The sequence below is a fragment of the Stenotrophomonas sp. 278 genome, assembly GCF_003935715.1.
GTDB classification, from domain to species: domain Bacteria; phylum Pseudomonadota; class Gammaproteobacteria; order Xanthomonadales; family Xanthomonadaceae; genus Stenotrophomonas; species Stenotrophomonas maltophilia_AH.
Genome location: NZ_RHPP01000047.1, coordinates 1 through 22,169, shown reverse-complemented (window position 1 = coordinate 22,169; position 22,169 = coordinate 1). Strand labels below are relative to the sequence as shown.

The window sequence follows — 22,169 nt, the reverse complement described above, 5'->3', positions numbered from 1 at the left end:
CGTTGGTGGGTACGCGTTGCGCGTGTCAATGATGACAATCATTTGACGTGCGGTAACGAAAAGAGAACAATTCGCGGCAGCCACGGTCCTGCCGCGCCTTGCGCCCTGCGCTGATTCCCGCCTCTCGTGGGCAGTGCCCCGACTCAGCCACCTCCCCTATTCCGCCATCACCTGATCGCGGACGGTGTGCTGCTGTCCGCGGAGGACCCCGACATCATGCAATCCGCTGCACTGCTTCGTCCTTCCCTGTTAGCTCTGTCGCTTTCGCTGGCCTGCATGGCCCACGCCCAGACCGCTCCGGACGGTGCCACGCGCACGCGCAGCGCCACCGACCTGGATGCGATCACCGTCACCGGCGAGCGCGCCCACACCGACACCGGCGCGCTGGGCGACCGCGCGGTGCGGGACACGCCGTTTGCGATCTCGGTGGTCGGACGCGAAGCCATCGAGCAGCGCCAGGTGGTCTCGCTGGGCGAGGCGTTCCTGACCGACCCGTCGGTGGTGACCCAGGTCAGCGCCTACGCCAGTGGCTGGAGCTCGCCGATCCGCAACCGCGGCATCGATCTGAGCTACGACAGCTACCGCGTCAACGGCCTGCAGGTGTCCTCGTGGGGCACGGAGTGGCCGCTGGAGGTGATGGAGCAGGTGGAACTGCTGAAGGGTCCGGGCGGCTTCATGTATGGCTTCGGCCAGCCGGGCGGGATCATCAACTATGTGACCAGGAAGCCGACCGACACCACTACCTTGTCGACCCAGCTGGGCTGGCGCGAACAGGGCGTGGTCAGCGGCCAGGTCGACGTGGGTGGGCGCTTCGGCAACGCGGACATGTTCGGCTACCGCTTCAATGCGTACCAGGAAAAGGGTGAAACCTTCAACGGCGGCGAGGTGGACCGCAAGGTGGGCTCGCTGTCGCTGGATGCCCGCCTCAGCGACGCCGTCACCTGGACCTTCGACGGTGTGTTCCAGGAACGCGACCTCAGCGAAGAGTCGCCGCAGTGGTACTTCCGTGGGATCACCACGTTGCCGCGTCCGATTGGCGGCGACGTCGACAACAGCATTCCGGGTACCTACTACGACACCCGCTCCAGCCTGCTGTCGACCGCGTTGAACTGGCAGATCAACGAGGACTGGAAGGCCAGCGTGAGCTACGGCTACACCAGCTCGTGGAATGACGTGGGCTGGACCCGACCTACGACAAGCTTTCGCCGGACAGCGCCAGCCAGCAGGGCAACCGCACTACCGGCGCGGCGCGCTGGAACGGCGTGCTGCATGCGAACTACCAGCTGCCGTGGGTGGATGGCCTGGACGCCTACGCAGTGGCCCGCTACTACGGTGACGTGTACTACGACGCCGACAACACGCTGAAACTGCCGGACTACGTCCTGCTCAACGCCGGCGTGGGCTACCGCATGCAGTGGAACGATCACGCGGTGACCTGGCGTGCCAGCGTCGAGAACCTGACCAGCAAGAAGTACTGGTCCAACGCCGGCCTCGGCCTGCCACGCACCTTCGCGGTAAGCGTACGGTTCGACCTGTAACCAGGTGGATCCGGGCGGGTGCCAGAGCCCCGTAGTGACACGCCATGCGTGTCATTGGACGTTCTGGCACCCCGATGACACGCATGGCGTGTCACTACGGAACTTCTGGCCACCTTGGTAGTTCTTCGCACGGCCTCCCGAAGAATGCAGCAATAATGGGCAGCCCCGACCGCACGAGCCCGCATGTCTGCCCGAGATTCCCGACTGAGCCGCCTGTGGGCGCATGAAAAGGCCAGCTATGGGTTGCGGGTGTTCATTGCGCTCAGCGTGGCGATGGGGGTGTGCTGGCACTTCGACCAGCTGCCGGCCCTGCCCGGGGTGTTCCTGGGCATCATCGCCAGCGCAATTGCGGAGACCGATGACAACTGGTGGGGCCGGACCAAATCCGTCGTCTTGTCGCTGCTGTGCTTCGTCATTGCCGCCGCCGCGGTGGTGGAGCTGTTCGCCTGGCCGTGGGTGTTCATCGCTGCCTTGGCCGCCTCCACGTTCGGCCTGACCCTCCTTGGTGCGCTCGGCGAGCGCTACGCCTCCATCGCCCAGGCCACGGTGACGCTGGCCATCTACACCATGATCGGGCTGGAGCAGCATGGCGCGGCCGATCGCGCCCAGGCCATCAACGCGGTCAGCCATCTGCTCGCAGGCGCGCTCTGGTACGGCCTGCTGTCCATCCTGTGGACCGCGCTGTTCGCCAATCGTCCGGTGCGTGAGCGGGTCGCGCGGCTGTACCACGAGCTTGGGCGCTATCTGGAACTGAAGGCCGACCTGTTCGAACCGGTGCGCGAACTCGACCTGCAGCAGCGCCAGCTCGCCCTGGCCGAGCAGAACCGCCGCGTGGTCGAAGCCCTCAACGCCGCCAAGACCGCCATCCTGGCGCGCTTTGGCCGCTCCGGCCGGCCCGGCGTGCAATCGGGCCTGTACCTGCGGCTGTATTACATGGCCCAGGATTTCCATGAGCGTGCCAGTTCCTCGCACTACCCGTATGGCGCACTCACCGAGGCCTTCTTCCACAGCGACGTGCTGTACCGCTGCCAGCGCCTGCTGGCCCTGCAGGGCGAGGCCTGCGCGAACCTCGGTACCGCGATCCGTCTGCGCCGCCCCTTCGTGTATGGCGAACGCACCCGCCAGGCCACCGCCGACCTGACCGCCTCGCTGGCGTGGCTGCGCGAGCAGCACAATCCGCAGTGGCAGCGCCTGCTGTCCTCACTGGACCTGCTCGGGCACAACCTGCAGAGCATCGAGCGTCGCCTGTCCGAAGCGTCGCAGTCCGAGTCCACCCTGGACAACGTGGACACCCGCCTGCGTGACACCAACCCGCATACCCTGCGCGAAATGGGCGTGCGCATCCGCCAGCAGCTGACTCCCGGATCGGTGCTGTTCCGGCATGGCCTGCGCATGGCCATCGCGCTGGTGGCCGGCTTCGGCGTGATCCACCTGGTCAATGCCCAGAATGGCTCGTGGGTGCTGCTGACCATCGTGTTCGTGTGCCGACCCAACTTCGGCGCAACCCGGCAGCGGCTGGCGCAGCGCGTGGCCGGCACTCTGATCGGGCTGGTACTCACGTGGGCACTGCTGCAGCTGTTCCAGGACCTGCGCATCGAGCTGCTGATCGCGCTGCTGTCGGCCTTGCTGTTCTTCTTCACCCGACATGATCGCTACCTGGTGGCCTCGGCGGCTATCACGGTGATGGCGCTGACCTGCTTCAATCTGATCGGCGACGGCTTCCTGCTGATCTGGCCGCGACTGGTGGATACCCTGCTCGGCTGCGCGATTGCCGCGGCGGCTGCATTCCTGATCCTGCCGGACTGGCAGGGTCGGCGGCTCAACGAGGTAATGGCGCGGGTGCTGGAGCGCTGTGCCGGCTACCTGCAGGCGGTACTGGGCCAGTACGGCAGCGGCATGCAGGACGATCTGGCCTACCGGGTCGCCCGCCGCGACATGCACAACGCCGATGTGGCCCTGTCCACCGCGCTGTCGAACATGCTGCGCGAGCCCGGGCACGTGCGCCGCAACCTGGACGCCGGCTTCCGCTTCCTGGCCTTGTCCAACACCTTGCTGGGGCATCTGTCGGCGCTGGGCGCGCACCGCGCGCAGCTGGACAGCTACGCCCAGGATCCGCTGGCGCGCACGGCCGGGGAGCGGGTGCAGCAGGCCATGCAGCAGACTGCATCGGCGCTGCAGCAGCGACAGCCTGTGGAGGAGGGCGACAAGGAGGCAGACCGGGCGCTGGCCGAACAGCTGGAGCAGGTGGACGACGGCATGCCGGCCAAGCTGCAGTTGATCCGCACCCAGCTGGCGCTGATGCTGCGCCTGCTACCCAAACTGCGCGCAGCGGCGAACGAGGCGGCGCGTACGTTGCGGTGAGGCCCGCGTCCGCGTCGAAGAGCAGCGGGGCAAGCCCCGCTCTACGGGCTGCGGCAAGCGGCAGCGGGCCGCGGTGGCCATGGGTCGCATGCTAAGGTGCGCCGGTCCGCAAGGAGATTCCATGTCATCCGGCCACAGTCAGTTCGCCCTGCTCCGCCAGCGCCGTTTCCTGCCGTTCTTCATCGTGCAGTCGCTGGGAGCCTTCAATGACAATGTGTACCGCCAGGCCATCATCGGCCTGCTGTTCTACCTGGGCGTCAGCCAGGAGGAACAATCGCTCTACACCACCCTGGCCCCGGCGATCTTCATCCTGCCGTACTTCCTGTTCTCCGCACTGGCCGGACAGATCGCCGAGAAGCTGGAGAAGTCACGCCTGATCGTGATCACCACCACGATGGAGATCGCGATCATGTCGCTGGCAGCGGTGGGCTTCCTCACCCAGAGCATGCCGGTGCTGCTGGTGGCGCTGTTCTGCACCGGCCTGCAGTCCACCCTGTTCGGGCCAGTGAAGTACTCGGTGCTGCCCTCGGTGCTCAAGCCGGAGGAGCTTACCGGCGGCAACGGCCTGGTGGAAATGGGCACCTCGATGTCGATCCTGGTCGGCATGATCAGTGGCGGCATCATCTTCACCCTGGCCGGCAGCTACGGCCCGGTGGTCGCGGCTACCGCGGTGATCGCGCTGGCGGTTGCCGGCAACATCACCGCCCGGATGATCCCCAAGGTCGACGCCGGTGCGCCGGACCTGAAGATCAACTGGAACCCGCTGCCCGAGTCGCTGGCGGTGCTGCGCCTGGCCAGGAAGCAGAAGGCGGTACGCAACGCGATCCTGGGCGTTTCCTGGTTCTGGTTCGTCGGCACCGTGCTCACCTCGCAGCTGCCCACCTATGCGGTGGTCAATCTCGGTGGCCAACCCACGCTGTACATCTTCGCGCTGGCGCTGTTTTCGGTAGGCACCGGGGTGGGTTCGCTGCTGTGCGAGAAGCTGTCCGGGCGCACCGTGGAAATCGGCCTGGTGCCGCTGGGTGCATTCGGCATGACCGCCTTCATGCTGGACCTGTACTTCGCCCGTGCAGGGGTGGCGACGGCGAGCGGCCTGGGCGTCCCTGCATTCATCGCAGCCGCCGGCAGTACCCGCATCATCATCGACCTGGTCGGCATCGGGCTGTTCACCGGCTTCTTCGTGGTGCCGTTGTTCGCGCTGATCCAGAGCCGCACACCGAAGTCGGAGATGTCGCGCGTGTTCGCAGCGCTCAACATCCAGAACTCCGGCTTCATCGTCGGCGCGGCGCTGATCGCGCTGGCGACCCAGAAGTACCTGCACTGGACCATTCCGCAGCTGTTCCTGGCGCTGGCGATCGCCAACGCGGTGGTGGCGATCTACATCTTCACAATTGTCCCCGAATTCCTGATGCGCTTCCTCAGCTGGGTGATGGTGCGCACGCTGTACCGGCTGCGCCCGCATGGCATTGAAGCCAATGTGCCCGATGAAGGCGCAGCGCTGATCGTCTGCAACCATGTCAGCTACATGGACGCGCTGATCCTGTCAGCGACGATCCCGCGCCCGGTGCGCTTCGTCATGTACTACAGGATCTTCAACATTCCAGTGATGCGCTGGATCTTCCGTACCGCCAAGGCGATTCCCATCGCCGGCGCACGCGAAGATCCAGCCCTGATGCAGGCCGCGTTCGACGAAGTGGACAAGGCACTGGCCGAAGGCGAACTCGTCTGCATCTTCCCCGAAGGCGCACTGACCCGCGACGGCGAGATGGCCGCGTTCAAGTCGGGCGTGGAGAAGATCCTGGAACGACGGCCGGTACCGGTGGTGCCGATGGCGCTGCGCGGCATGTGGGACAGCATGTGGAGCCGGCGCGACACACGGCTCGGGCGCATGCGCGTGCCGCGCCGTTTCCGCGCGCATATCGAGGTGGCGGCGGGACCGCCGGTGGATGGAGCCAGCACCGACGCCGAGCAGCTGGAAGCACAGGTTCGCGCACTGCGGGCGGGACACGCCTGAGTCGCCATACGCCCGCGAACGCGGGCTTGAAGCGCACTCTTTTGACGCTTCTCGCCATGTAAACGCATACATTCGGGGCCAACATGGGGTAGATTACCGCCCCATAGGGGGTGTTCGACGGGATTTTGGCGATGCCGTCGGACCACCAAAGGAATGGAGCAGTACTTGAATCACCCGCCAGCACCACCTTCATCAGCCGTCTTCGTTCCGAACCATCTGGTGTGGGCGATCCTGACGACGTTGTTCTGCTGCCTGCCGCTGGGGATCGTGTCGATCGTCTATGCCGCGCAGGTCGATGGACGTCGGGCAGCGGGCGATGTGGCGGGTGCGTTCGCCGCCTCGCGCAAGGCCGCCCGTTGGGCCTGGGCGTCGGCGTTGGCCGGTCCGGTGCTGTTGCTGTTGTGGCTCGGCCTGTTCGGCGGTCTGGCTGCGCTGGGCGCTCTGTCCGAGCTTTGATTCACTTTTTTTTAAACCCACCCGAGAAAATGGAGCTTCACCCATGAACGCCACTGCCCCGCAAGTCCCCAACAACCTGGTCTGGGCCATCCTGGCCACCCTGTTCTGCTGCCTGCCGGCAGGCATCGTGTCGATCGTCTATGCCGCCCAGGTCAACAACAAGCTGGCTGCCGGTGACGTTGCCGGTGCGCAGGAATCGTCGGAAAAGGCGAAGAAGTGGGCCATTTACTCGGTAATCGCCTTTGTCGCCCTGGTTGTGGTGTACGCCATCCTGTTCGTCGTCCTGGGCATCGGCGGCGCGGCCAGCAGCGGCTACTGATCGCACCGGGAACGGCCCGGCCCGGCATCCCAAAGGGGTGACCCGGTCGGGCCGTTCTGCCGTCATGTCCTTACCTTACTTACGTCCGACCGGCCGACGCTGGGCTCCGCTGGCGATCACCGCCGGCCTCGCCGCCGGCGCGACCGTGGTGCTGCGCCACGTCAATCCCTATGCCGGAAACAGCCCGCTGCCGGGTTGCCCCTTGTACGCGCTGACCGGAATTTTCTGCCCTGGCTGCGGCAGCACCCGCTGTCTGTATTCGCTGGTCCATTTTGACCTGCCCGGCGCGATGGCGATGAATCCGTTGCTGGTGATCTCGCTGCCCTTCCTGGCATTGATGCTGCTGCACATGGCCGGCCTGCGCCCGCGCGTGCTGGACCCGCTGATGCGGGTGCTGGCGTCCCCCCTGTTCTGGCTGGTGTTGCTGGTGGGCTACGCGGTGCTGCGCAATCTGCCGTGGATGCCGTTTGCGCTGTTGGCCCCCATTCCCCGGTAGGTGCGGACCGTTGGTCCGTGCGCTCTACGTCACCCAGCCCGCAATCACCAGCAACGCCAACACCGCCATCCACAGCAGCAGCATGCGCCACACCAGGCTCATCGCATCGCGCAGTTCCGGCAGCCGGCGCCAGACCGGCACCATTCCCGCTTCGCTGTAATCATGTGCGTCTTCGCGCAGCTCGGCACTGACACTGGCCCGCGCCACCGCGCCCAGGAACACAGTGGAGGCCGCCCACTGGTTTCCATGCGCCTCGCGCCAGGCTTTCCAGGCGGTATCGAAATTGCCGACCAGTGCCATCGACAGGGACATCAGCTGGGCGACCGGCCATTCCAGCCAACCGAGCACCTGTCGCGCACCGACCACGGTTTCCACCGTGGCCAGCGAGCGCATCGGACTCACCGCCAGCAGCGCGAGCAGACGATAGGCCAGCGCGCCCACCGGCCCCAGCAGCAGAAACCAGAACAGCACCGCGAACCAGCGTCGCAGCGCGTTGAGCGCGGTAGCTTCCACCAGCGAGCCGACGTCTTCGTGCAGGCTGCCGCCGGCCGACTGCAGCTGCGCGATCGCCGCGTGGCGTGTATGACTGTCATCGGCATCAATGACCGCTTCGACGTCGCGGTCCAGATCGCGCGGCCCCCAGCAGATCACCAGGGTGGCTATCCCGAGCAGCAGCGAGGGCAGCCCGTACAGGCGACCGTGCAGTGCCCATTGCAGCAGCGCCAGCGGCAGCACCCAGGGCAGCACCGCGACCACCCAGCCGTGGCGGCCCCGCCAGAAACCCACCTGTTCATTGGCCTGGCCACCGCCCTGGCGATCCAGCCACTGCAACCAGTGCCGGTAGCTGCCAAAGCGTCGCAGCGCCACCGCTGCGGCCGGCGCGACATGGCCCAGGGCCAGCGCGACCAATACAGCGACCAGGGTGGTGAACATGCGGGCCTCCCGGCTCGTGACAGAGCGCTACTATGCCGTGCGACCCGAAAATTCCCCGGGTCACAGGTAATGTACCCTGCCGCGTGTTCAGGTAGCGGCAACGTGGCCGCGGTCAGGACATCTGGCTGCGATACCAGTGCTCGATCAGGCTGCGTGAAATGGAGATCGGCGGGGACAGGCGGATACCCTCGCCGTCGTCATTGATGTCCCGTGCCAGCGCAGCCCCGACCTCGGCCACGCTGAACCAGCGCGCGTCTTCCAGTTCACCGTCCACGCAGGGCACATCGTCCTCGGCGGTGGCGGAAAAGCCCAGCATCAGTGCACCGGGGAAGGGCCACGGCTGGGTGCCCAGATACTGGCAGTCACGCACGCGCACGCGGCTTTCCTCGTAGACCTCACGGACCACGGTCTGCTCCAGCGATTCACCGGGTTCAACGAAGCCGGCCAGTACCGAGTAGCGGCGTGGTGCCCAGTTGGCCTGGCGGCCGAGCAGCAGACGGCCGTTGTTTTCCACCGCCACGATCACGGCCGGGTCCACGCGCGGGTAATGGTCGGTGCCGCACTGATCACAACGGCCGATGAAACCGCCACGGGTAAAGGCCACCGCCCCGCCACACACGCCGCAGAAGCGGGTGCGGGACTGCCAGTAGGACATGCCGCGGGCATAGCAGAACGCGGTGGCGTCGGCAGCGGTCCAGGAAACGGCAGCCTCGCGCAGGTCCACGCGCTGCGGCGCGGTGACGTCAAGCGAGGTTGCATCCACCGAGAACCACGCCTGCTCCGCGCGCAGGCCCAGGAAAATCGCCGTGCCGGGTCCGCCCCCCAGCTGCGCGCCGTTCAATACCAACGGCTGGCCCTGTTCGTCGGCCAGCGCACGCCCGTCCACGTCCAGCACCAGCAGGCGGGACTGCGGCCACAGCCGCGTCAGGGCATCGGGGTCACCGCGCAGCGTATCGGCGCGTTCAAGCGGATCGGTGGTGAAGGAATAACCGGACAGCGGCAGGGATGTTCTGGACATCCCACAAGCTTACATGCTGAAACTGCTGCCGCACCCGCAGGTGGTCTTCGCGTTCGGATTGCGGATCACGAACTGCGCACCAGTCAGGCTCTCGGTGTAATCCACTTCGGCACTCATCAGGTATTGCAGGCTCAACGGATCCACCAGCAGGGTGACGCCGTTGGTCACCACCGCGAGGTCATCATCGGCGCGGTTTTCATCGAACTCGAAGCCATACTGGAAGCCGGAACAGCCACCGCCTTCGATGTACACGCGCAGGGCGAGCGAAGGGTTGCCTTCGGCCTCGATCAGCTCATGCACCTTGGCCGCTGCGGCTTCGGTGAAGTGCAGCGGGCGGTCCAGGGACTGGTAGTTCGGGGCGGCGGCGGGGGCACCGGGCAGGGAAACAAGCGTGCTCATGCGTGCAGGATGGGGGCGCAGGGCCCCCGATTCAAGCCGTTTCGCCGATCACTGTGTTCAGGCCATGGCCTCGGCCAGCTTCTTGCGGGCCGCGCCGTCTTTGTCCTTGCCGTCCTTGTCCTTGCCCTCACCGCCCTGCGGCGGCGGCAGCGCCATCTGCGGCGCACCGTGAATGAGACGTCCGGTGAGCTGGGCACCGGCGTTCATTTCCACCACCTGGTAGTGGATGTTGCCGTTGACCCGGGCGCTGGGGGTCAGCTCCACGCGCTCGCTGGCGTGCACGTCGCCTTCAAGGCGGCCGCTGAGCACCACCACCTGGGCGCGGATCTCGCCCTCGATGCTGCCCTGCTCGGCCAGGGTGAGGGTGGCGGTGGACGCACCTTCACTGGCGATCACCTTGCCCAGGATGGTGCCTTCAACGTACAGGCCCCCACTGAATTCCACGTCCCCGCGGATGACCACCTGCGCGCCGATCAGCGCGTCCACGACCAGATGACCGTCGCGGTTGGACTTGTTGCTGCCAAACATGGGTTTACTCCCCTTCATTTGCCGTTGCTGCCACAGGCGCGCCGGCCTGCTTCCAGTCGAAGACCTGGGTGGTGCCCCCTGCACCGGATCCCAGCGTGACCCGCACACGTTGCGGGGTGAAGTCCTTGGGCAGCATCACGCTGCCGGTGAGCTGCTGGAAGTACCGGAAGGAATACTCCTGGCCCGGCACCTTGGTGCGCTGGTGCAGCTCGTCCCAGCTGACCGAGGTCAACTTGCCCCCTTTCACGCCTTCCACCGTGAAGCGCATCTGGCCCTGGCTGATCGCGCCGCGATTCAGGTTCTGGGTCAGCACCACGGCGTATTGCCAGGTTCCGGCGGCTTCAGGTGAGAACTCGATGGAATGCGTGTTCAGACCCTTGCGCTGGCTGGTTGCGCCGACCAGACGCTCATAGAACGCCACATCGGCGCGCAGGCCGGCGATTTCTTCTTCGCGCTCACCCAGCGAGGCCTGCACCTCGGTGTTGGCGGCGCGGCTGATGCGGTCTGATGCCTGCAGGGTGGCCTGGCGCTGCTGCAGCTCCACCACCTGCTTCTGCAGGGTTTCAGCGCGGGCCTCGGCGGCGTCGAGCTGACGGCCGACATCGCCGCCGGGACCGCCCATCAAGCGCCCCAGCAGGACGGCCAGCACCACGCTCAGCAGCCAGATGCCGCCCAGCACCAGCAGCCGGCGGCGGTCGGGACCGGGCGCGGAGCCGGGTCGACGGATCTGGATACGGGAAGGTGTCGGAGTGTTCATGACGATGAGCGCGGCACCGCAGCAGGGCGATACCGCCACGGCCCCTGTCGGATCGAGCGGCTTCCTAGTGTATGCCACGCCCGGCAGGTTTTTCGCTCCGGAAGCGTCACCGGGTTGTGGCGTTCATCGACGTCATCCCCGATAGTGTGGCCCTGAGCACATTTTCATGCCGGAGCGCGTGCCATGTCCGAGGCCCACCTGTTCGTGATCGGCATCCTGCTGGCCTGGCTGGCGGGCATCCGGGTCTACCTGACCGTATTCGGCGTCGGCCTGGCTGGCCTGCTGGGCTGGGTGGATCTGCCCCCGGCGCTGCAGGCCACTGAATCGTGGTGGGTGCTGGGCACCTCGGCGGCACTGGCCATCACCGAGTTCGTCGCCGACAAGATCCCCGGTGTCGACTCGGCCTGGGACCTGGTGCAGACCCTGGCCCGGGTTCCGGCCGGGGCGTTCCTCGCGGCGGCCACGCTGTCCCCCAACGGTGAACTGAGCACCACCGCGCTGGCCGCCGGTGCCGGTGTGGCGCTGGCCAGCCACGGCCTCAAGTCCGGTACCCGGGCCCTGCTCAACACATCGCCCGAACCCGCCAGCAACTGGGTCGCCTCGGCCGCCGAAGACACCGTGGTGGTGGGTGGGCTGGCGCTGGCACTGGCGCACCCCTGGATCGCCCTGATCGTGGTGGTGATCTGCAGCCTGGTCGGTGCACTGGTGGTCTGGCTGGTGTGGCGCACCCTGTGGAAGGGGATGCGCTGGCTGCTCCGGCAGCCGGCGACGAGCGCGCCGCAGCGCCCGGCACCGCCGTGACAAACGCGCCAGAACGGGTCGCGACCAAGCGTCGTGGCGTACCGCATAATGACGCCGCAGACAGGGAGTACTGATGGCCGTCCACGAGAACACCGTAGCCCCCACCCGCGCCGTGCGCGCTGAAACCCCGCCCGCCGACCACTGGCAGCGATGGGCCAGCGCCGATGCGCCCGCGCAGGCGGCGGCCCCCACCCCGGTTACGCCGGTGCCTGCGCCGCTGCCCAGCAATGTGGTGCCGCTGGCCACTGCGGCCAGTGCCCCCGTGGCAACTCCCCCGCCCCTGGTCGCGGCTCCGCTGGCATTGCCCGACGACAACGCGCCCGCGCCCGGCTCGGACGCCCCCTACCGCGTGCTCATCGTCGAGGATGATCGCTCCCAGGCGCTGTTCGCACAAAGCGTGCTGCACGGTGCCGGCATGGAAGCCATCGTGATCAGCGACGCCGAAGGCGCGCAGCAGGCGATCGCCGAACACCACCCCGACCTGATCCTGATGGACCTGCACCTGCCGGGCCTCGATGGCATGCGCCTGACCGCGCTGATCCGCCAGCAGCCTGGCCAGCAGTTGCTGCCGATCGTCTTCCTCAGCGGCGATCCGGACCCGGAACGCCAGTTCGAAGTGCTCGACAGCGGTGCCGACGATTTCCTGAGCAAGCCAATCAGGCCTCGCCATCTGATTGCGGCAGTGTCCAACCGCATTCGCCGCGCCCGCGCCCAGGCCGCCACCCAGACCGGTGCGACTGGTGCACCGGCGATCAACAATCCGGAAACCGGCCTGCCCACCCGCCACCATGTGCTGCAGCAGCTGAGTGCGGCGCTGGCGCACGCGGACCACGGCGGCCTGTTCTTCATCGAAGTGGCCAGCGCGCTCGGTCTGCGCGAGCGCTACGGCTATGCCGCCTTCGAGCGACTGATGGTGCAGGCCGCGCAACGGCTGGCCGACAGTGCCCATCCACATCTGCTTGCGCGGCTGAATGACAACAGCTTCCTGGTACTGGCCAGGGGCGTCGACGAAGACAGCCTCGACGGGATCGCGCACAACCTGCGCCAGCAGCTTTCCGAGCGCGCCTTCGTGATCCGCGACGACGAGTCGGTGCATCTGCGCGGCGTGGTCGGCCATGCCCAGCTTTCTCCCGGCTTCAGCGACGCCGGCACCGCACTGGAAGCGGTGGAACGCACCACCCTGCAGGCGCGGCTGCTGTCCTCGGGCGTGGCCGCCTACGTGCGTCGCGAGGATGTCGCCGCGCAGGAGCACCTGGCGCTGCTGGAAGGTCAGCTCGAACTGGCCTACCAGCCCATTGTCGCGGTAGCCGGTGGCAACACCGCGCAGTACCAGGTGCTGCTGCGGCTGCGCCAGGCCGACGGCACCCTGCTCTCGGCCGGCCAGGTGATTCCAGCCGCCGAAGCGGCCGGACGCATCGCCGACCTCGACCAGCAGGTGCTGGACCACGCGCTGGGACTGCTGGACCTGTACCGCCATGCCACCCAGCCGCTGCACCTGTTCGTTTCGCAGTCCCTGCGCACACTGGCCCGCGATGCCTTCGCCGACTGGCTGCTGGAGTCGCTGGAGCGCCGACAGATTCCCGGCAGCGCCGTGGTGATCGATGTGCGCCTGCCTGATGCGCTGATCCACACCGTGACCCTGCAGCAGTTCTGCAGTCGCATGAGCGCGGCGGGCGTGCGCTTCTGCCTGAGCCAGTTCGAGCCGGGGGCGGAGGCCAACGCGCTGCTCACCCAGCTGCCACTGGCCTATGTGCGCATGGCCGCGCGCTTCTCCAGCACGCATGCCAACCAGCAGACCCGCGACGAACTGCGCGGCGCGATCGACGCCGCACATCGCGCCGGCGCGCTGATCATCGGCCAGCAGATCGAGGACCCGCAGGCCGCTGCAGCGATGTGGATGGGTGGCGTCGACTTCATCCAGGGCAACATGGTGCAGTCGGCGGGGAGCGAATTGAACTTCGACTTCCATAACGCGGTGCTGTGAGCATGGCGGCCCACGGACGGGTTCCCTTCTCACTCTGGGCGGCGGCGACCGCGGCCGCGCTGTCGGCCACCGCCGCGACACTGGCCCTGGTCACCCTGCGGGAACCGTGGATTCCGGTCGCCGCCGGCGCGGCCGCCATCGCGCTGGTCGGCGCATTGGTCGCCATGCGCCGCTGGCATGATCTGCAGAACATCATCGCCGCACAGCAGCGGCGCACCGCTGCGCTGAGCGGTGAGCGCGACCAGCTGCTGCGCACGCTGCAGCAGCAGGATGCACTCGAACAGGAACTGCTGCAGGCCAAGCAGGCGGCCGAAACGGCGGCATTGGCCAAGGGCGAGTTCCTGGCCACCATGAGCCACGAGATCCGCACTCCGCTCAACGGCATCCTGCCGATGCTCGATCTGATCGCGCGTGGCCAGCTGGCCAGCGACCAGCGCCAGATGCTGCAGACCGCCACCGTGAGCTCGCAGCAGCTGCTTCGGATCGTCGACGACATCCTGGATTATTCCCGCCTGGAGGCCAAAGGCCTCGATCTGGAAACCACCACCTTCAATCTGCGCGAGCTGCTGGAGGGGCTGGTGCAGCTGATGCGACGCACCGCCGAGGCCAAGCGCCTGGCCCTGACCCTGGAACTGGACCCTTCGGTCCGCCTGGCCGTACGCGGCGACCCGGTGCGACTGCGCCAGGTGCTGGGCAACCTGCTGGTGAACGCGATCAAGTTCACCGAGCGCGGCGGCATCCGCCTGCGGGTCAGTCGCCAGGGGGAGAGCGGCAACCAGCATCTGCTGCGCTTCGAGGTGATCGACAGCGGCATCGGCATCGAACCGGCGATGCAGTCGCGACTGTTCCAGTCGTTCAGCCAGGCCGACGCGTCCACCACCCGCATCTACGGCGGCACCGGACTGGGGCTGGCGATCTGCAAGCGCATCATCGACCTGATGCACGGGCGCATCGGGGTCAGCTCCACGCCGGGGCACGGGGCCAACTTCTGGTTCGAGATTCCGCTGCTGAAAGTGGCCGGTGACCTGCCGCCCCCGAGTGCCACCACGCGCGCGCTGCTGGTCAGCCAGGATCCCCTGCTGATCCAGCGCCTGCAACGCGTCACCCTGCACCACGACATCCGCCTGCATACGGTGGAAAGCGCCTCGGCGGCGCTGGACATCCTGCGTGCGCCGTCACGGCGGGGCATCGAGCCGGACCTGACCTGGGTGATGGCCGACAGTGATGCCCTGCGCCACGGTGCCACCGCCCTGCACCGCGCGGTGCTGCGCGAACCGCGCGAACCGCGACCTCGCCTGCTGTGGCTGGAGGGCAATGAGCCGCTGGCGGCCCTGCTTCGCGAGGATGCACTGGCGGTGTCGCGTGATGCCGGCGACATTGAACTGCATGCGCTGCTGCGCCCCGCGCAGGCCAGTGCGCGCCCGGCCCCGCTGCTGGTCAACCCGGACGACTTCGCCGAACCCGTCGAGGCACAGCAGTTGGGCCTGAACCTGCTGCTGGTGGAAGACAACAGCGTCAACCTGCTGGTGGCCCAGCGCCTGCTGCAGGTGCTGGGCTGCACAGTGACCACCGCAACCGACGGCGAACAGGCGCTGCAGCAGCTGCAGACGCAGTCATTCGACCTGGTCCTGATGGACTGCCAGATGCCGGTGATGGATGGTTACACCGCCACGCGTCGCTGGCGCGCGCTGGAGGCTGAAAGCCGGGTGGGCCGGCTGCCGATCGTGGCAATGACGGCCAACGCCATGGCGGGCGACCGCGAACGCTGCCTGCAGGCCGGCATGGACGATTACCTGTCCAAACCGGTCAACCGCGAATCGTTGCAGGCCTGCCTGCTGCGCTGGCAGCAGAATGCCGAGAACAATGCCGCCCCCCTGGACGTGCAGCACGAGCCACCGCCGGCACCGAACCCGCCACCGCTGCCGCCGCTCAACGAGGCTCCATTGCTGCGTGGACTGGAGCCGGAAACGCGCGGCGAAGAGCCCACCCAGGTCGTGCTGGACCCGGCGGTGCTGGACGAACTGCAGGACGTGATCGGGCCGGAGACGGCCCACATCATCCGCGTATTCCTGGATGACACGCCGCCGCTGATCCGTCAGTTGCAGGATGCCTCGGTAGCAGGCGACCTGGAACACCTGCGCAACCTGGCACACAGTCTCAAGTCGGCAAGCGCGAATGTGGGCGCGATGGCGTTGTCGATGGCGGCGCTGCGCATCGAGCAGGATGCCCGTGGCGGCTCGCTCGAGCGCCCCGCCGTGGCGGTGGCGCTGCTGGTGGCCGAATTCGCACGCGCCCGCATCGCGCTGACGGGCTATCAGTCCGCCGTACGCAATCCGGCCGCGCCGTGACTCACTCTTCCAGCTTGGTGAGCAGGTACTGCGGTTCGCCAATCCGCTCGATCAGCTCAAGCTGGGTTTCCAGCCAGTCGATGTGCTCTTCCTCGTTGTCGAGGATCTTCACGAACAACTGCCGGCTGACGTAGTCGCCAACGGAATCAGCGTAGGCCACCGCTTCACGCAGGGTGACCGTACCTTCGCGCTCCAGGGCCAGGTCGCACTGCAGGATCTCGGTCGGGTTCTCGCCGATGCGCAGCTTGCCCAGCGCCTGGAAGTTCGGCAGGCCCTCCAGGAACAGGATGCGATCGGACAGCAAGTCGGCGTGCTTCATTTCCTCGATCGATTCCTTGTACTCGTGTTCCGAAAGTTCCTTCAGCCCCCAGTTCTTCAGCATCTTGGCGTGCAGGAAGTACTGGTTGATGGCGGTCAGCTCGTTGTAGAGGACCTTGTTGAGGAATTCTATGACCTTGGCGTCGCCCTTCATGACCGTGCTCCTGCAGCGTGAAAACGCCGGCACTGTAGCGCGTTGGGAAGGGGGATGATTAAACGCGAATCAAAACCGTATCGAATGCCAACCGACCAACGGTCGGTTGCTACCGGTGACGGAAAACAGCCACCCGAACGGTAGCGCCCGACCGTTGGTCGGGCGGTCCCGATCAGGCAACCTGGGCCAAGCCCAGAACCGGCAGCGGCAGCTCATGGGTGTTGCGAGCCTTGGCCAGCAGGTCGGCGGCCATGTCCAGGCACGAACCGCAGGTCGCCCCGCAGCCGGTCCGCATGGTCAGTTCGGCCACGTTCGCGACACCGCTCTGGGCGGCTTCGCGGATCTGGTGGTCGGTAACCCCATTGCAGATGCAGACGTACACGTGGCGGACTCGGCTGACAGGCCGGAATCGGCCTGGGGGCATTTGAATCGAAACGAGAATGGTTGTCAATTTCGAAACTGAATCATTCTCGATAGGATTCAGCCAGCTTGGCCGCCGCCGGGTTCGCTCTTCTTTCGGGGCCAGTAGCCGCCGCCACGCTTGGGGGCGGGCGCGCGCTTGCGTGGGCGGTCGTGACCGGCCGCATTGCCGGGCATCCACGCCTCCTGGGCCGACTTGGGCATGGACTGCACCCCTGAGCCGGCCACCCCGCGCGCCAGCGGAGCCAGATGGCGCAGCGCGCGGGCATAGACCCCACGCTTGAACATCACCACATGTTCCACGGGGTACCAGAAGTCGACCCAGCGCCACTGGTCGAACTCCGGGCTGTCGGTATGGTCCAGCTTCACGTGCGACTCGTCGCCGGCCAGACGCAGCAGGAACCACACCTGCTTCTGGCCGATGCAGACCTGGCGTTCATTGCGTCGCACGGCTCGAGCCGGCAGGCGATAGCGCAGCCAACCGGGCGTCGCACCCAGCACTTCGACGTGCTCGGGCAACAGGCCGGTTTCTTCCTGCAACTCGCGATACATGGCCTCGACCGGAGTCTCATCGGTGTTCATGCCACCCTGCGGGAACTGCCAGCCATCCCGGCGCACGCGTCGTGCCCAGAACACCTGCCCGTCCTGCCGCATCAGCACAATGCCGACGTTCGGTCGATAGCCGTCCGGATCGATCACGATGCGGACTCCTGAATAAAATCTACTGGTTGGGACTGTGCCATGCCGGCACCCCACTCACAAGCGTGATGGAAAAGTGTTGACAGATCCTGTTTCCCACCCCAGAATTACCGGCTCCCAAGGCTATGTAGCTCAGCCGGTTAGAGCACAGCACTCATAATGCTGGGGTCGGTGGTTCGAGTCCACCCATAGCCACCAAGCTTGCTTGGTTTAATTGGGAAAAAGTGCAATAATTGCACGCACATATTGCCCCGTCGCCAAGCGGTAAGGCACCTGACTCTGACTCAGGCATTCGGTGGTTCGAATCCATCCGGGGCAGCCAAACAAAAAGAAAAGGCCAGATCTTCGATCTGGCCTTTTCTTTTTGTTTGGTCGCGCACGCCACCTTAACCCCGCGCCTGTCGGCGCGCCATCTCCCGGACCTCGGTCCGGGAGATCCACGCATGCCACCTAATCCCCGCGCCTTCGGCGCGCCCCCTTGAACATCAAGGGGGCTCTTCTCCAGACACACTCTGATCCCCTACCCCATAAACGACAAAAGCCCGGCATGGCCGGGCTTTTGCTTTTCCCAGGTGGGCTCCGGGGAGCCCACTCCAGCGCGATTAACGCTTGGAGAACTGGGTGGCGCGACGGGCCTTGTGCAGACCGACCTTCTTACGCTCGACTTCACGGGCGTCACGGGTCATGAAGCCAGCCTTGCGCAGCTCGGACTTCAGGGTTTCGTCGTACTCGACCAGCGCGCGGGCGATGCCCAGGCGGATCGCACCGGCCTGGCCGGTGGTGCCACCGCCAGCGGCGGTCACGGTGATGTCGAAGCTCTCGGTGTTCTTGGTCAGCTCCAGCGGCTGACGCACGATCATGCGAGCGGTTTCACGACCAAAGAACTCGTCCAGCGGACGGCCATTGACGGTGATGTTGCCAGCGCCCTTGCGCAGGAAAACGCGGGCAGTGGAGGACTTGCGGCGGCCGGTGCCGTAGTTTTGAGTGATAGCCATGATTAGATATCCAGAACCTGGGGCTGCTGAGCGGCGTGCGGGTGCTCGGAGCCCGAGTACACCTTGAGCTTACGGTACATGGCGCGGCCCAGCGGGCCCTTCGGCAGCATGCCCTTGACGGCGATTTCGATGACGCGTTCCGGGTGGCGCTCCAGCGCCTGGGCCAGGGTTTCGGTCTTCAGGTTGCCGATGTAGCCAGTGAAGCGGTGGTACAGCTTGTCCTGCAGCTTGTTGCCGGTGACGGCAATCTTGTCTGCATTGATGACAACCAGGTAGTCACCGGTGTCGACGTGCGGGGTGTAGACCGGCTTGTGCTTGCCGCGCAGACGGCGGGCCAGCTCGGAGGACAGACGACCCAGCGTCTTGCCGGAGGCGTCAACGAGATACCAGTCGCGCTGGACGGTCTCGGACTTTGCAGTGAAAGTGCTCATGAAAGAACTCAGGTAGGTCGGGCTCATTGCGGCGATGGAACGGCCGGAACTCTGCCACGCGTTGTGAAGAGGCGGGATTGTACCGGCACCCTGCCCACCATGCAAGCCGACCCGCAGCGCGGTTGGCACCGGGGCGCTCCCGGGCGAAAATCACCCTACCCCCGCTGCTGCTGCCCTGCGCATGACCTCGCTCCGCCAGATCACCCCGCTGGACCATCTGCTGACCGAAGCCCAACGGGCGTTGGACACGGTCTTCGGCAACCCGCCCGCGCATCGCCCCTACCCCGCGCAGGCCACCCCGGACGTGGAACTGGACGCCAGCGAGCGTCGCCATGCCGCCGGCCTGATGCGCATCAACCATGTAGGCGAGGTCTGCGCACAGGGTTTGTACTTCGGCCAGGCCGCAGTCGCCCGCGAACCCGAAACCCGCGCCCATCTGCTGGAAGCGGCCCAGGAAGAGACCGACCACCTGGCCTGGTGCGCGCAGCGCCTGCGTGAGCTGGACAGCCGCCCCAGCCTGTTCAATCCCCTGTGGTATGCCGGCAGCTACACCATCGGCACGCTGGCCGGGCTGCGCGGCGACGGCTGGAACCTGGGCTTCGTGGTGGAAACCGAACGCCAGGTGGAGGCGCACCTGGACGAGCATCTGGATACCCTGCCCCCCGCCGATCTGCGCAGCCGCGAGATCCTCAAGGTGATGAAGATCGACGAGGCCCGTCACGCCGACCACGCCGAGCACGCTGGCGCGCGCCGCCTGCCACCCCCGATCCCGGCCGTGATGGCCCTGGCCTCGAAAGTAATGAAGGGCGTCGCCTACCGGCTGTGATCCGGCCAACCGTAAGTCGACCCAGGGTCGACTCTACCTAAACGGCAGCAAAACGGCCCGGCGTCTTCACACCGGGCCGTAGACGCGAAAGAGCGTGAAACGTCGAATCTGCGCAATCCGATGTTCCACGCAGACCGTTACTCGGACAGATTGCGCCCGTGGAACAGTTCTTCGATCTCACGCTTGAGCAGCGCTTCGATCTTCATGCGTTCCTTGAAGGACAGGTTCTTGGCCTTCTCTTCGAACAGGTACTGGTCCAGGTCGAAGTCCTTCAGGTGCATCTTCGTGTGGAAGATGTTTTCCTGGTAGACGTTGACGTCGAACATCTCGTAACGGGACTTGATGTTCTTGGCCAGGAAGTTCTGGATCGAGTTGATCTTGTGGTCGATGAAGTGCTTCTTGCCCTTCACGTCACGGGTGAAGCCGCGCACGCGGTAGTCCATGATCACGATGTCCGATTCCAGACTCTCGATCAGGTAGTTCAGCGCCTTCAGCGGCGAGATCACGCCACAGGTAGCCACGTCGATGTCCGCGCGGAACGTCGCAATGCCTTCCTGCGGGTGGGTCTCCGGGTAGGTATGGACGGTGATGTGGCTCTTGTCCATGTGCGCGACCACGGCGTCGGAGATGAGCTCCTTGCCGGCCAGCTTCTTGTCGATCACCGGTTCTTCGGAGATCAGGATCGTCACTGAAGCACCCTGCGGATCGTAGTCCTGGCGCGCGACGTTGAGGATGTTGGCGCCGATGATCTCAGCGACATCGGTCAAGATTTGAGTCAGCCTGTCGGCGTTGTACTCTTCATCGATGTATTCAATGTAACGCTGGCGCTCCTCTTCGGTGCGCGCGTAACACACGTCATAGATGTTGAAGCTCAGCGCCTTGGTGAGGTTGTTGAAACCCTGCAACCTCAGGCGAGGCAACGGCTTGACCACGGCGGTCGATCCTGTGTCTGGTGGGAAAGGGGGAATTATGGGGCAAACCGGCCGGGGGCGAAACTTGCATCGAGGCAAGTTCGTGTGCTGGGTTTGCCCTTCACAATGCTGATCGTTAAGCTCGCGGGATACAGCCGTGAATTCTTCATGAGCAGAGGGAGCGCCTTACCGTGTCAACTGTGCGCCTTGCTACAAGTCCATTGGCCCTGGACATCGCCACCATTGACCGGTTTCTGGCCCACAGCCACCGCCGGCGTTACCCCGCCCGGACCGACGTGTTCCGGCCCGGGGACCCCGCCGGCACCCTCTACTATGTGATCAGTGGCTCGGTTTCGATCATGGCCGAGGAAGAAGACGACCGCGAACTGGTGCTGGGCTACTTTGGCGCGGGCGAGTTCGTCGGCGAAATGGGCCTGTTCGTCGAATCCGACCGCCGTGAAGTGGTGCTGCGCACCCGTACCCCGTGCGAGCTGGCGGAAATCAGCTACGAGCGCCTGCACCAGCTGTTCCTGGGGCCGCTCTCCTCCGACGCGCCGCGCCTGCTGTATGCCCTGGGTCAGCAGGTCTCCAAGCGCCTGCTCGACACCAGCCGCAAGGCGAGCCGGCTGGCGTTCCTGGATGTGACCGACCGCATCGTGCGTACCCTGCACGACTTGTCCAAGGAGCCGGAGGCCATGAGCCACCCGCAGGGGACCCAGCTGCGGGTGTCTCGCCAGGAGCTGGCCCGCCTGGTCGGCTGCTCGCGTGAAATGGCCGGCCGCGTGCTCAAGAAGCTGCAGAGCGATGGGCTGCTGCATGCGCGTGGCAAGACCGTGGTGCTGTACGGCACCCGGTGACGTCCGGCGCATCGCGCCGCCACCGCACCAACGGTGCGGTGCTACCGATGCTCGATTTCCCCTGGTAGGTGTCGACCGTTGGTCGTCACGTCGTACCACGGCGTTCACCTCGACCGGATAGGCTGGAGCCATGGAACTAGGCAGCGAATTCTATTGGTTCATCCTGATCGGCCTCGGCGCACAGCTCGTCGACGGTGCGCTGGGCATGGCCTTCGGGCTGGTGTCCTCGTCGGTGATGCTCAGCATGGGCATTCCACCGGCAGCCGTGAGCGCCAGCGTCCACACCGCTGAAGTGTTCACGACCGGCGCCTCCGGAGTCTCGCATCTGGTCGCCGGCAACGTCGACAAGCGGCTGTTCCTGCGCCTGGCCCTGCCCGGCGCGGTGGGCGGGGTATTGGGGGCCTACGTGCTGACCCAGCTGCCCGGCGATGCGATCCGTCCCTTCATCTATGCCTATCTGCTGGTGCTGGCGGTGTTCATCCTGCTGCGTGCGGCCGGACGGATGGTGCCGCGGCAGGAGGTCAAACGCGTGCCGCTGCTGGGCTTCGTGGCCGGCATGCTGGACGCCAGCGGCGGCGGCGGCTGGGGCCCGGTGGCCACCTCGAC

The 22,169-nt window shown here is 66.1% G+C and carries 21 protein-coding genes, 2 tRNA genes and 2 pseudogenes; 14 read left to right on the top strand and 11 right to left on the bottom strand.

What is annotated here, in order from left to right:
- The first annotated feature begins 216 nt into the window (after positions 1-216).
- From EGJ34_RS09910 to EGJ34_RS09885, 6 genes and pseudogenes are all read left to right on the top strand, one after another.
- A pseudogene (locus tag EGJ34_RS09910) lies at positions 217-1,538 on the top strand (TonB-dependent receptor).
- A gap of 183 nt (positions 1,539-1,721) precedes the next feature.
- Entirely contained in the window at positions 1,722-3,899 is a 2,178-nt protein-coding gene (gene yccS, locus EGJ34_RS09905) for a YccS family putative transporter (RefSeq protein WP_125360322.1), read from the top strand.
- A 121-nt stretch (positions 3,900-4,020) separates the two neighbouring features.
- Complete coding sequence (locus EGJ34_RS09900; protein ID WP_125360321.1) at positions 4,021-5,913, top strand: MFS transporter; 1,893 nt, start codon at positions 4,021-4,023, stop codon at positions 5,911-5,913.
- A gap of 165 nt (positions 5,914-6,078) precedes the next feature.
- Positions 6,079-6,369: a CD225/dispanin family protein gene (locus tag EGJ34_RS09895; protein ID WP_125360320.1), complete on the top strand. Its 291-nt coding sequence runs from the start codon at positions 6,079-6,081 to the stop codon at positions 6,367-6,369.
- Positions 6,370-6,412: 43 nt separating this feature from the next.
- The gene (locus tag EGJ34_RS09890; RefSeq protein WP_125360319.1) at positions 6,413-6,688 is read left to right on the top strand and encodes a CD225/dispanin family protein; all 276 of its coding nucleotides are present in this window, start codon (positions 6,413-6,415) and stop codon (positions 6,686-6,688) included.
- 64 nt (positions 6,689-6,752) lie between these two features.
- Positions 6,753-7,184, top strand: coding sequence for a DUF2752 domain-containing protein (locus EGJ34_RS09885; protein WP_125360318.1), 432 nt, complete (start codon positions 6,753-6,755; stop codon positions 7,182-7,184).
- Positions 7,185-7,208: 24 nt separating this feature from the next.
- Here the strand turns inward: EGJ34_RS09885 and ampE are convergent, their stop codons facing one another.
- The 5 genes and pseudogenes from ampE to EGJ34_RS09860 form a co-directional block, all read right to left on the bottom strand.
- A complete protein-coding gene (ampE, locus tag EGJ34_RS09880) occupies positions 7,209-8,117 on the bottom strand; it encodes a regulatory signaling modulator protein AmpE (protein WP_125360317.1) in 909 nt (302 codons plus the stop codon).
- 112 nt (positions 8,118-8,229) lie between these two features.
- Positions 8,230-9,135, bottom strand: coding sequence for an NAD(+) diphosphatase (gene nudC / locus EGJ34_RS09875; RefSeq protein WP_125360316.1), 906 nt, complete (start codon positions 9,133-9,135; stop codon positions 8,230-8,232).
- A gap of 9 nt (positions 9,136-9,144) precedes the next feature.
- Positions 9,145-9,534 (bottom strand): iron-sulfur cluster insertion protein ErpA, encoded by a 390-nt coding sequence (gene erpA, locus EGJ34_RS09870; RefSeq protein ID WP_125360315.1) that lies wholly within the window; start codon positions 9,532-9,534, stop codon positions 9,145-9,147.
- 168 nt (positions 9,535-9,702) lie between these two features.
- Positions 9,703-10,062: pseudogene (locus EGJ34_RS09865) on the bottom strand (polymer-forming cytoskeletal protein); the annotation flags it as partial.
- Between the two features lie 4 nt (positions 10,063-10,066).
- Positions 10,067-10,819: a DUF6776 family protein gene (locus EGJ34_RS09860; protein WP_125360313.1), complete on the bottom strand. Its 753-nt coding sequence runs from the start codon at positions 10,817-10,819 to the stop codon at positions 10,067-10,069.
- A gap of 183 nt (positions 10,820-11,002) precedes the next feature.
- On the opposite strand from EGJ34_RS09860, the gene EGJ34_RS09855 reads away from it, so the two are divergent.
- The 3 genes from EGJ34_RS09855 (at position 11,003) to EGJ34_RS09845 (ending at position 15,952) form a co-directional block, all read left to right on the top strand.
- Positions 11,003-11,620 (top strand): DUF4126 domain-containing protein, encoded by a 618-nt coding sequence (locus EGJ34_RS09855; RefSeq protein WP_125360312.1) that lies wholly within the window; start codon positions 11,003-11,005, stop codon positions 11,618-11,620.
- Positions 11,621-11,693: 73 nt separating this feature from the next.
- Positions 11,694-13,604 (top strand): EAL domain-containing response regulator, encoded by a 1,911-nt coding sequence (locus EGJ34_RS09850; protein ID WP_125360311.1) that lies wholly within the window; start codon positions 11,694-11,696, stop codon positions 13,602-13,604.
- Between the two features lie 2 nt (positions 13,605-13,606).
- On the top strand, positions 13,607-15,952 hold the full coding sequence (locus tag EGJ34_RS09845) for a hybrid sensor histidine kinase/response regulator (RefSeq protein ID WP_125360310.1): 2,346 nt from the start codon (positions 13,607-13,609) through the stop codon (positions 15,950-15,952).
- A gap of 1 nt (position 15,953) precedes the next feature.
- Here the strand turns inward: EGJ34_RS09845 and bfr are convergent, their stop codons facing one another.
- From bfr to EGJ34_RS09830, 3 genes are all read right to left on the bottom strand, one after another.
- Complete coding sequence (gene bfr, locus EGJ34_RS09840; RefSeq protein WP_125360309.1) at positions 15,954-16,424, bottom strand: bacterioferritin; 471 nt, start codon at positions 16,422-16,424, stop codon at positions 15,954-15,956.
- Between the two features lie 172 nt (positions 16,425-16,596).
- A complete protein-coding gene (locus tag EGJ34_RS09835; protein WP_125360308.1) occupies positions 16,597-16,806 on the bottom strand; it encodes a bacterioferritin-associated ferredoxin in 210 nt (69 codons plus the stop codon).
- Positions 16,807-16,904: 98 nt separating this feature from the next.
- Positions 16,905-17,543 (bottom strand): RNA pyrophosphohydrolase, encoded by a 639-nt coding sequence (locus EGJ34_RS09830; protein ID WP_125360307.1) that lies wholly within the window; start codon positions 17,541-17,543, stop codon positions 16,905-16,907.
- A gap of 121 nt (positions 17,544-17,664) precedes the next feature.
- On the opposite strand from EGJ34_RS09830, the gene EGJ34_RS09825 reads away from it, so the two are divergent.
- Both EGJ34_RS09825 and EGJ34_RS09820 read left to right on the top strand, forming a co-directional pair.
- Positions 17,665-17,741, top strand: a tRNA-Met gene (locus EGJ34_RS09825).
- A 49-nt stretch (positions 17,742-17,790) separates the two neighbouring features.
- Positions 17,791-17,865: transfer RNA gene (locus EGJ34_RS09820), tRNA-Gln, on the top strand.
- A 280-nt stretch (positions 17,866-18,145) separates the two neighbouring features.
- On the opposite strand, the gene rpsI is transcribed toward EGJ34_RS09820, so the two are convergent.
- Positions 18,146-18,538, bottom strand: coding sequence for a 30S ribosomal protein S9 (gene rpsI, locus EGJ34_RS09815; protein ID WP_125360306.1), 393 nt, complete (start codon positions 18,536-18,538; stop codon positions 18,146-18,148).
- A 2-nt stretch (positions 18,539-18,540) separates the two neighbouring features.
- Complete coding sequence (gene rplM, locus EGJ34_RS09810) at positions 18,541-18,969, bottom strand: 50S ribosomal protein L13 (protein WP_125360305.1); 429 nt, start codon at positions 18,967-18,969, stop codon at positions 18,541-18,543.
- A 181-nt stretch (positions 18,970-19,150) separates the two neighbouring features.
- On the opposite strand from rplM, the gene coq7 reads away from it, so the two are divergent.
- On the top strand, positions 19,151-19,795 hold the full coding sequence (coq7, locus tag EGJ34_RS09805) for a 2-polyprenyl-3-methyl-6-methoxy-1,4-benzoquinone monooxygenase (RefSeq protein WP_125360304.1): 645 nt from the start codon (positions 19,151-19,153) through the stop codon (positions 19,793-19,795).
- 137 nt (positions 19,796-19,932) lie between these two features.
- On the opposite strand, the gene speD is transcribed toward coq7, so the two are convergent.
- On the bottom strand, positions 19,933-20,727 hold the full coding sequence (speD, locus tag EGJ34_RS09800) for an adenosylmethionine decarboxylase (protein ID WP_005411315.1): 795 nt from the start codon (positions 20,725-20,727) through the stop codon (positions 19,933-19,935).
- A 170-nt stretch (positions 20,728-20,897) separates the two neighbouring features.
- Here speD and crp point away from each other — a divergent pair, with 170 nt between their 5' ends.
- Together crp and EGJ34_RS09790 are read left to right on the top strand one after the other, a co-directional pair.
- Positions 20,898-21,563 (top strand): cAMP-activated global transcriptional regulator CRP, encoded by a 666-nt coding sequence (crp, locus tag EGJ34_RS09795; RefSeq protein ID WP_125360303.1) that lies wholly within the window; start codon positions 20,898-20,900, stop codon positions 21,561-21,563.
- 130 nt (positions 21,564-21,693) lie between these two features.
- A partial coding sequence (locus tag EGJ34_RS09790; protein ID WP_148100485.1) for a sulfite exporter TauE/SafE family protein occupies positions 21,694-22,169 on the top strand: 476 nt, incomplete at its 3' end.

Bases quoted from the DNA above. Each gene is read 5' to 3' on its own strand.
- nudC (WP_125360316.1), bottom strand. From the start codon at position 9,135: ATGTCCAGAACATCCCTGCCGCTGTCCGGTTATTCCTTCACCACCGAT.
- EGJ34_RS09860 (WP_125360313.1), bottom strand. From the start codon at position 10,819: ATGAACACTCCGACACCTTCCCGTATCCAGATCCGTCGACCCGGCTCC.
- erpA (WP_125360315.1), bottom strand. From the start codon at position 9,534: ATGAGCACGCTTGTTTCCCTGCCCGGTGCCCCCGCCGCCGCCCCGAAC.
- EGJ34_RS09885 (WP_125360318.1), top strand. From the start codon at position 6,753: ATGTCCTTACCTTACTTACGTCCGACCGGCCGACGCTGGGCTCCGCTG.
- coq7 (WP_125360304.1), top strand. From the start codon at position 19,151: ATGACCTCGCTCCGCCAGATCACCCCGCTGGACCATCTGCTGACCGAA.
- rpsI (WP_125360306.1), bottom strand. From the start codon at position 18,538: ATGGCTATCACTCAAAACTACGGCACCGGCCGCCGCAAGTCCTCCACT.
- EGJ34_RS09855 (WP_125360312.1), top strand. From the start codon at position 11,003: ATGTCCGAGGCCCACCTGTTCGTGATCGGCATCCTGCTGGCCTGGCTG.
- rplM (WP_125360305.1), bottom strand. From the start codon at position 18,969: ATGAGCACTTTCACTGCAAAGTCCGAGACCGTCCAGCGCGACTGGTAT.
- yccS (WP_125360322.1), top strand. From the start codon at position 1,722: ATGTCTGCCCGAGATTCCCGACTGAGCCGCCTGTGGGCGCATGAAAAG.
- EGJ34_RS09850 (WP_125360311.1), top strand. From the start codon at position 11,694: ATGGCCGTCCACGAGAACACCGTAGCCCCCACCCGCGCCGTGCGCGCT.
- EGJ34_RS09900 (WP_125360321.1), top strand. From the start codon at position 4,021: ATGTCATCCGGCCACAGTCAGTTCGCCCTGCTCCGCCAGCGCCGTTTC.
- bfr (WP_125360309.1), bottom strand. From the start codon at position 16,424: ATGAAGGGCGACGCCAAGGTCATAGAATTCCTCAACAAGGTCCTCTAC.
- EGJ34_RS09845 (WP_125360310.1), top strand. From the start codon at position 13,607: ATGGCGGCCCACGGACGGGTTCCCTTCTCACTCTGGGCGGCGGCGACC.
- ampE (WP_125360317.1), bottom strand. From the start codon at position 8,117: ATGTTCACCACCCTGGTCGCTGTATTGGTCGCGCTGGCCCTGGGCCAT.
- EGJ34_RS09890 (WP_125360319.1), top strand. From the start codon at position 6,413: ATGAACGCCACTGCCCCGCAAGTCCCCAACAACCTGGTCTGGGCCATC.